At 70.6% G+C, this 6,927-nt stretch carries 9 protein-coding genes; 4 read left to right on the forward strand and 5 right to left on the reverse strand.

Translation table 11 applies throughout. The features are described from left to right. The first annotated feature begins 181 nt into the window (after positions 1 to 181). From FOE67_RS11650 to FOE67_RS11660, 3 genes are all read left to right on the forward strand, one after another. Positions 182 to 700: a MarR family winged helix-turn-helix transcriptional regulator gene (locus tag FOE67_RS11650; protein WP_182663301.1), complete on the forward strand. Its 519-nt coding sequence runs from the start codon at positions 182 to 184 to the stop codon at positions 698 to 700. Between the two features lie 295 nt (positions 701 to 995). Further along, a complete protein-coding gene (locus FOE67_RS11655; protein ID WP_182663303.1) occupies positions 996 to 1,880 on the forward strand; it encodes a hypothetical protein in 885 nt (294 codons plus the stop codon). 57 nt (positions 1,881 to 1,937) lie between these two features. Next, the gene (locus FOE67_RS11660; protein WP_182663305.1) at positions 1,938 to 2,939 is read left to right on the forward strand and encodes a beta-ketoacyl-ACP synthase 3; all 1,002 of its coding nucleotides are present in this window, start codon (positions 1,938 to 1,940) and stop codon (positions 2,937 to 2,939) included. 130 nt (positions 2,940 to 3,069) lie between these two features. On the opposite strand, the gene FOE67_RS11665 is transcribed toward FOE67_RS11660, so the two are convergent. The 5 genes from FOE67_RS11665 to FOE67_RS11685 form a co-directional block, all read right to left on the reverse strand. Continuing rightward, positions 3,070 to 3,402 (reverse strand): antibiotic biosynthesis monooxygenase family protein, encoded by a 333-nt coding sequence (locus tag FOE67_RS11665; protein WP_323384761.1) that lies wholly within the window; start codon positions 3,400 to 3,402, stop codon positions 3,070 to 3,072. Next, complete coding sequence (locus FOE67_RS11670; RefSeq protein WP_323384763.1) at positions 3,399 to 3,683, reverse strand: antibiotic biosynthesis monooxygenase family protein; 285 nt, start codon at positions 3,681 to 3,683, stop codon at positions 3,399 to 3,401. The genes FOE67_RS11665 and FOE67_RS11670 overlap by 4 nt, the downstream gene beginning before the upstream one ends. Positions 3,684 to 3,757: 74 nt before the next feature. After that, positions 3,758 to 4,507, reverse strand: coding sequence for an SDR family NAD(P)-dependent oxidoreductase (locus FOE67_RS11675; RefSeq protein ID WP_182663313.1), 750 nt, complete (start codon positions 4,505 to 4,507; stop codon positions 3,758 to 3,760). An 84-nt stretch (positions 4,508 to 4,591) separates the two neighbouring features. Beyond that, entirely contained in the window at positions 4,592 to 5,650 is a 1,059-nt protein-coding gene (locus FOE67_RS11680; RefSeq protein WP_182663315.1) for a methyltransferase, read from the reverse strand. A gap of 80 nt (positions 5,651 to 5,730) precedes the next feature. After that, positions 5,731 to 6,189: an anthrone oxygenase family protein gene (locus FOE67_RS11685; RefSeq protein ID WP_323384765.1), complete on the reverse strand. Its 459-nt coding sequence runs from the start codon at positions 6,187 to 6,189 to the stop codon at positions 5,731 to 5,733. A gap of 244 nt (positions 6,190 to 6,433) precedes the next feature. On the opposite strand from FOE67_RS11685, the gene FOE67_RS11690 reads away from it, so the two are divergent. Further along, positions 6,434 to 6,880 carry an anthrone oxygenase family protein gene (locus tag FOE67_RS11690; RefSeq protein WP_182663309.1) on the forward strand — a complete coding sequence of 149 codons (447 nt, stop codon included), beginning with the start codon at positions 6,434 to 6,436 and terminating at the stop codon, positions 6,878 to 6,880. The last annotated feature ends 47 nt before the right edge of the window (positions 6,881 to 6,927 follow it).

Genomic DNA, 6,927 nt, shown 5'->3' on the forward strand with positions numbered 1-6,927 from the left:
GGCGGGAGGTGCGGAGTGTGTCGGACACGGGATTCCCCTACTGATGTAGATTGCTTTCACATGAATGACTAACTCATATAAGTGTTCCATGCCTGATGGTGCCATGTCCACTCGTATGCGGTTAAGCTGGAAAGCTCGAGGAGAGAAGGACCGATGATCGGAACCCGGTGGGGATGACGAGATGACCACACCTGCACAGGCCCCACCCGCACGGGTGAGGGAGACCGCGAGTCCGGTGGACGAGGACGTGCTCACCGCCATCGAGACGGCCATGGTGCGGATCCGTCGCCGCCAGTCCCGGCGAAGCCTCGCCAGGCCCGTGGCGGAGGAGATGCCGGAGCCGATCGACCTGAACACCCTGGCCGTCATCGACGCCGTGGACGAGGGGGCGGCCCGGCCCGATCAGCCGGTCACGGTCGGGTTCGTCGCCGACCGTCTCGCCATCGACCCCTCCCGGGCCAGCCGCCTCGTCACCGCGGCGGTCAAGAGCGGACACGTTCTTCGGGTGGCCTCCCAGGAGGACGGTCGGCGCAGTTGCCTGGAACTCACCGACACCGGACGGGCGGCCGTGAGCGCCGCCCACCACACCCGCCAGCAGTTCTACGCCCGGCTGCTCGAGGGCTGGCCGGAGGAGGAGCAGCGGGAATTCGCCCGCCTGCTCGATAAATTCGTGCACTCGCTGGACACCGTCCGCCCCTGACGTCGCGGGAGGACCGGACGGGCCCCTCGGTGTCCACCGGTCTTCGAGCCGCCTTCGAGGCCGCGCGGCAAGGCTGAACGCCCCATAGGTCTGCAACCGACGGCGCGTCACAGCCCTCGCCGCTGGGCAGTCGCGCCCGGTACCGAAGGAGGCGCGACAGTTGAGTACCGCCCGGACATCACACACCGCCCGGCCGGGACCGCGGTCCCGGCCGGGTCCGTCACCGGACCCCGGGGGGCCCGGCAAGGGGGATGCGCCGCCCCCCTTCCCCCTCTCCCTCCGCTGGGCCTACGCCATGGTGATCGTCGCCACGCTCGCCGCCATCGCCAGCAACTTCTTCGAGATCGGCGACCAGCTGAACCGGGGAGAGGGCACCGCGGCCATCGGTGACCTGATACTGACCAGCGCCTTCTGCGCCCTGTTCGGCCTTTTCGCGGAGATGGTTCGGGCCGGCCGGCAGTGGGGCCGGGTCCTGCTGACCATCTTCACCGGCCTGGGACTGCTTTTCACCGGCCTGGGACTGCTCGGTGTCGGCAGGCCCTTCGTGGGCCCCCTCCAGGGAAGCCTGGCCGCCCTCAGCTTCATCACCTCGGTGGTGGGCCTGGTCCTGCTCTACGCGCCCTCCGCCAACCGGTGGCTCTCCCGGGTCCGGGACGGCAACCGGATGATCTCCCCCCGACTGCGCAAGGTCATCCTCACCATCCACGTGATGGTCGGGGTGGGCTGGCTGGGGCTGGTCACCGGCATGTCCGCGATGATGGCCTCCGCCGTCCTCACCGGCAGCGCCGAGCACCAGGCCGCCATGTACCGCACCCTGGGTCTGCTGGACGATCTCTTCCTCGGGATGACCAGCATGTTCACCCTCATCAGCGGCATCCTCGTCTCCACCGGGACCAAGTGGGGCCTGATGCGACGCCGATGGGTGGTGACCAAGTTCTTCACGACCATGGGGCTGATGTTGTTCGGCTTCTCGGTCATCCACCCCCTGATCATCCGGGCCAACGAGCTGGTGGAGAGCGGGGCGCCGGTACGCGGTGGGGAACTGGACACGGTGGGTTGGGCGATGACCGCCTCCTCCGTGCTCGCCCTGCTCACCCTCGTCTTCATGACCACTCTCTCCACCTACAAGCCGTGGGGGCCGACTCGCTGGGGCCGTCCCTCCCGAACCGCCGCCCGGTGACCCGCGGCCGGGCCCACCGGGCCGGCCGGACAGACCCTCTTCCAGAGAAGGACCAGCATGTCAATCATCCGGGATACCGAAGTCCTGCGTCCCAGCGGACTGCTCGGAGTCGGAGTCCACCGGCCCGAACGTTCCGTCCCCAACAGCGAGATCGCCGAGCGCACCGGCCTGGACCCCGACTGGATCGAACGCCGTTCGGGTATCCGCCGGCGGCGGTACGCGGGCCCCGACGAGACCCTGCTGATGATGGCCACCGCCGCGGCCGAGAAGGCCCTCGCCGCGGCGGGCGTACCGGCCGACCGGATCGGCACGGTCATCCTCGCGACCATCACGTCCATGGAACAGATGCCGGCCGTCGCGGTGGGGGTCGCCCACCGGATCGGTGCCACCCGCGCCACGGCGTTCGACATCTCGGCGGCCTGCGCGGGCTTCTGCCACGCCCTGGCACTCGCCGGTGATCTGGTGCGGACCGGACGTTCGGACCACGTCCTGGTGATCGGTGCCGAACGGATGACGGACATCCTCGACCACACCGACCGGGACACCGCCTTCCTCTTCGCCGACGGCACCGGTGCCGTGGTCGTCGGCCCCACCGCCGAGACGGGCATCGGACCGACGGTCTGGCGCGCGGACGGATCGCGCAACGCCGCGCTGAAGATGACGGCGCCCTGGCACGACGGCACCGGGGAGCGCCCCGAACGACTGCCGGCCATCACCATGTCGGGGTGGAAGGTCTATCGCTGGGCCACCAACGAACTCGTTCCCGCGGCACACGAGATGTTGGAGCGGGCCGGTATCACCACGGATGACCTGGACGCCTTCATCCCCCACCAGGCCAACATGCTCATCACGGACTTCGTGGCGGAGCAACTCGGGCTGACCGAGCGCACCGCCATCGCCCGGGACATCGTCACCAGCGGCAACAGTTCGGCGGCCTCGATCCCGATGGCGATGGAGGAGCTCCTCTCCAGCGGCAGGGCGCCCCGCGGGGGGCTCGCCCTCCTGGTCGGTTTCGGGGCGGGCCTCCTGTTCGCCGGACAGGTGGTGCGGTTGCCCTGAGGACCCGCCGGTGAGCTGCCGGGCCCCCTGCCCGACCGGATCGGCCGGGGAGGGGGCCCGCACCACGAGGGTGCCGCGGGGAACGAGCTCTCGTTCCCCGCGGCACCCTCGTGGTGTCGGTCGATCCGTCCTACCGGTATGCCGCGTCCACCCGGTAGAGGGCGAACGGAGTGGGCCGTTCACGATCCTGGTGCCGCCTGAGCGGGGAGGTCGTGTTCCGGTGACCGGCGCCGGCCTCCCAGGTGCGGAAGGCATCCGCGCTCTCCCACTCGCTCAGCACGGCGAAGGCGCCCGGGTCGGTCAGCTCGCGGAGCAGTTCGTTGCCGAGCAGGCCGTCGGTGCCCTTCAGCTCCCTGCTGATCCGGTGGTAGGCCTCGGCCACCGCCCCGTCCTCCGTCGGGTCGGCCCGCAGGTACAGCAGAACCCGCACCCGACCCGTCGCGTTCTCCGGGGCCGCGCTCACCGGTCGGCCCCCACCAGGGTCATCATGGCCAACGAGCCCCCGGCCCGGAAGGGGTGGAGCTTCTCCCGGTGGCGCACGTGCTCGTCACTGGACTCGAAGGCCAGGAACGCGTCCCGGTCCGTCCAGTCACTGACCACGTAGTAGACGGACTTCTCCGTGGCGCTGCGGGCCAGGGTGTGACCGAGGTTGGCGGGCTGTGCGGTGATCTCCCGGCTGCCCTCGGCCCAGACCCGTTCGAACTCGTCCTCCAGGTCCGGCTTGACCTGCACGGTCAGCAGCACCCGGAACACCTCTCGCCGATCACGGTTCCGCGTCGCGGACCCGGTCCCCGCCTCCTCCCCGGGTGTTCCCGGCATCAGACGCCCCCGTCCACGTGCAGCGTCTCACCGTTGACGTAGCTGGACAGATCGCCGGCGAGGAACAGCACCGCGCCGGCGATCTCCTCCGGCCGGCCGAACCGGCCCAGCGCCATCATCTTCAGGTACCGCGCGTTGTACGCGGCGCGCTCCTCCTCCGAGAGCTCGTCCGGCTCGGAGGTGTCGATGACGCCGGGGGCCACCACGTTGAACCGGATGCCCCGACCGCCGAGTTCCTTGCACAGGCTCCGGGTCAGGCCCACCAAACCGGCCTTGGAGGCTGTGTAGTGGCCCCGCAGCGGGATGCCCGCCATCGCCCCCCGCGATCCGACGTTGATCACCGAGGAACCCTCCCGCAGCATCGGCAGGGCCTTGCCGATCACCAGGAACGGCCCGGTCAGGTTGGTGGCCAGGACCCGTTCCCACTCCTCCAGGGGCAACTCGGAGAAGGGGATCTGACTGATCACACCGGCGTTGTTGACCAGGACGTCGAGCGAGTCGAAGCGGGAACGGCACGCCTCCATCAGCCGTTCCACTCCCTCGACGGTTCCCACGTCGGCACGGACCAGCAGATGCTCCCCGCCGATCTCCTTGAGCTCCCGGGCGAGGCTGTCCACCGCCTCGCCCTCCTGCCGGTAGCAGGTCACCACTGTGGCACCCGCCTTGGCCAGTGCCAGGACCACGGCCCGGCCGATGCCGCGGCTGCCCCCGGTCACCAGTGCGTTCTTGCCCGCCAGTCCAAGTTCCACCATGTCCTCCGTGATCTCTGTGTCGGGTGGTTCCGTCGGGTCGTGCCGGCCGGTTCCGGTCCGGCCGGGCGGCCCCGCCGGTGGTCAGGTGTGCTCGCCGGAGGACACGGGGCGGCACTCCAGGACCGCCCAGCGCCCCGGAACGGGGTCGTTCACCAGTGCGAATCCGGCGGCGTCCAGCAGTTCCCGCCACTGCGCCGGGTCGCGCTCCCGTCCGCCGAAACGGACCAGCATGTCCAGGTCGAGCAGCTTGCCGCGGTCCCACCGGTTGGGCGGCCCCACCAGGAACTCGCAGATCAGCAGCCGTCCCTCGGGGTGACCCGCGAGCGCTTCCCGCACCCTGCCGAGGATCGCGAGGGCCCGCTCGTCGTCCCAGTCGTGCAGGACCGCCTTGAGCACGTAGGCGTCCCAACCGGTCGGGAGCGGTTCGAAGAAGTTCCCCTCCACGATCTCGACCCGGTCCGCCACTCCGGCCCCGGCCAACAGCTCGGGGGCCTCGGCCACCACGGAGGGACGGTCCACGAGCACACCCCGCGACTTCGGGTGCTCCCCGAGGATCTCGGAGAGGAAGAAGCCGTGCCCTCCTCCGATGTCGGCGATCCGCTCGAAGCGTCCGAAGTCGAAGGAGTCGATCAGCATCCGGGAGGTGGCGTGGCTCATCCGCGTCATCGCGCGGTCGAACATCGCGCCGTCGTCGGGGTCGCGTTCCAGGTGCTCGAAGAAGTCGTGGCCGTACGCGGCCCGGAAGGCCGGTTCCCCGGTGCGCAGGGTGTGCATCAACTCCCCGTAGGAGCGCCACAGCATCCCGCTGCCGTTGTAGAGCACCATGTCCCGCTGGCTGCCGGGGACATCGGATCGCAGCGCCTGACCCATGTCGGTCAGCGCGTACCGTCCGTCGGGCTGCTCGAAGAAGACGCCGAAGGCGGCGGCCACCCGCAGGACCCGGCCCAGCGCGTCCGCCCGGGTGCCGGTCCTGGAGGCCAGTTCCGGGACGTCGAGCGGACCGTCGGCCAGCTCGTCGGCGACCCGGAGTTCGGCGACCGCGTGCAGCACCCGGGAGATCCGTTTGCCGTCGGTCAGCAGCAGAAGTTGTACGTGGGGCGGTAGCGCGGCGGCCATCGCCGGGCCGACCACACCGGTCATCGAGTCCACACGGTCCTCCTGGAGCCGAAGGGAAGAAAGAGGGGTCGGGGCGGTGGTCACCGGCGGGGAGGCCCGGCCGGTCACATCAACGCCGTGGCCGCGCCCACGTTGGCCATCAGGGCGGCCACCGCCAGCCCGCCCCGCACCCGGTTCCACCGGATCCAGCGTTCCCGGGGGTCGAGTCGCTCCCAGTCCGCGGGCAGGGCACGTGGGTCGAGGGTGGCGAGCCAGCGGTTGATCGGCACGTTGCGGGTGAGGGAGACCGTGCCGGCGCACACCAGGAGCACCGCGGCGAGAGCTGCCGCGCCCCGCACGCCGGCGGTGGGCGCGGTGATCACCAGCACCACATCGCACACCAGGCAGACCAGCAGGTTCACCGGCATGAAGGGGTCGAACCGGGTCACCAACCCCTGATGGACCGGGATGTACATCCCGGTGGGGAGCGTGGTGAACAGGGGCGCGGCCAGCATCGAGATCGCCAGGCCGCCCGCCGCCAGGCCGCCGGAGAGCAGAGCCACCGCCATCGGGATCTGAACCACGGGATTCGCCTCCTCACCCGCCCACCGGGTCCGGTGGGCCGCGGGCACGACTCTGGGAGTCGATGGTCGAATCGGCCTCGAAGACCGCTCGACACCACGGCCGCCCCGGCCGGGTCCAGCGGCGCACCACGGCCCTTCGAGTGCCGCCGGGCAGCGTGGAGCCCGCCCGCGGGAGCTCCCCGGGCGCCCCGGTCGGTGTCCGGGGCACAACACCGGCGGCGAAGGATTCGGAGAGGAGTTCGCGATGCTTCCAGAGGTGCTGAGCGGGGCCGTGGTGATCGGGGTCGGCACGATCACCGGGATCTTCGTGGCCGTCGCGGTGAGCGTGGCACCCGCCATGGCGGTCATGGAACGCGGCGAGTACCTGCGGGCCCACGCGCTGCTCGGCAAGGGCTACCACCCGCTGATGCCGATCCTGGTCAACACCGTGATGCTCTGCGGGTTCGCCCTGGCCTTTCTCACCGAGCCGCCGAGCAGGTTCCTGTTCCTGGCCGGTTCCCTGCTGCTCATCGGGGTCCAGGCGGTGTCCCACCTCGGCAACGTCCCCATCAACCGTTCCCTGGGAGCCCTCGAGGCCGAGGGGGCCTGGCGGGATCCCCGGCCGCGGTGGCGGGCCTGGCACCACCTGCGCACCGGGCTCGCGGCGCTGGCCCTGCTCCTCGACACCGCGGCCGTTCTCATGGCGAGCTGAGCGGCCCCCCGATCGTCACCCCCGGACCGTCGTCACGGTCGTCACCC

The organism is Streptomyces calidiresistens, assembly GCF_014141525.1.
Taxonomy (GTDB): domain Bacteria; phylum Actinomycetota; class Actinomycetes; order Streptomycetales; family Streptomycetaceae; genus Streptomyces; species Streptomyces calidiresistens.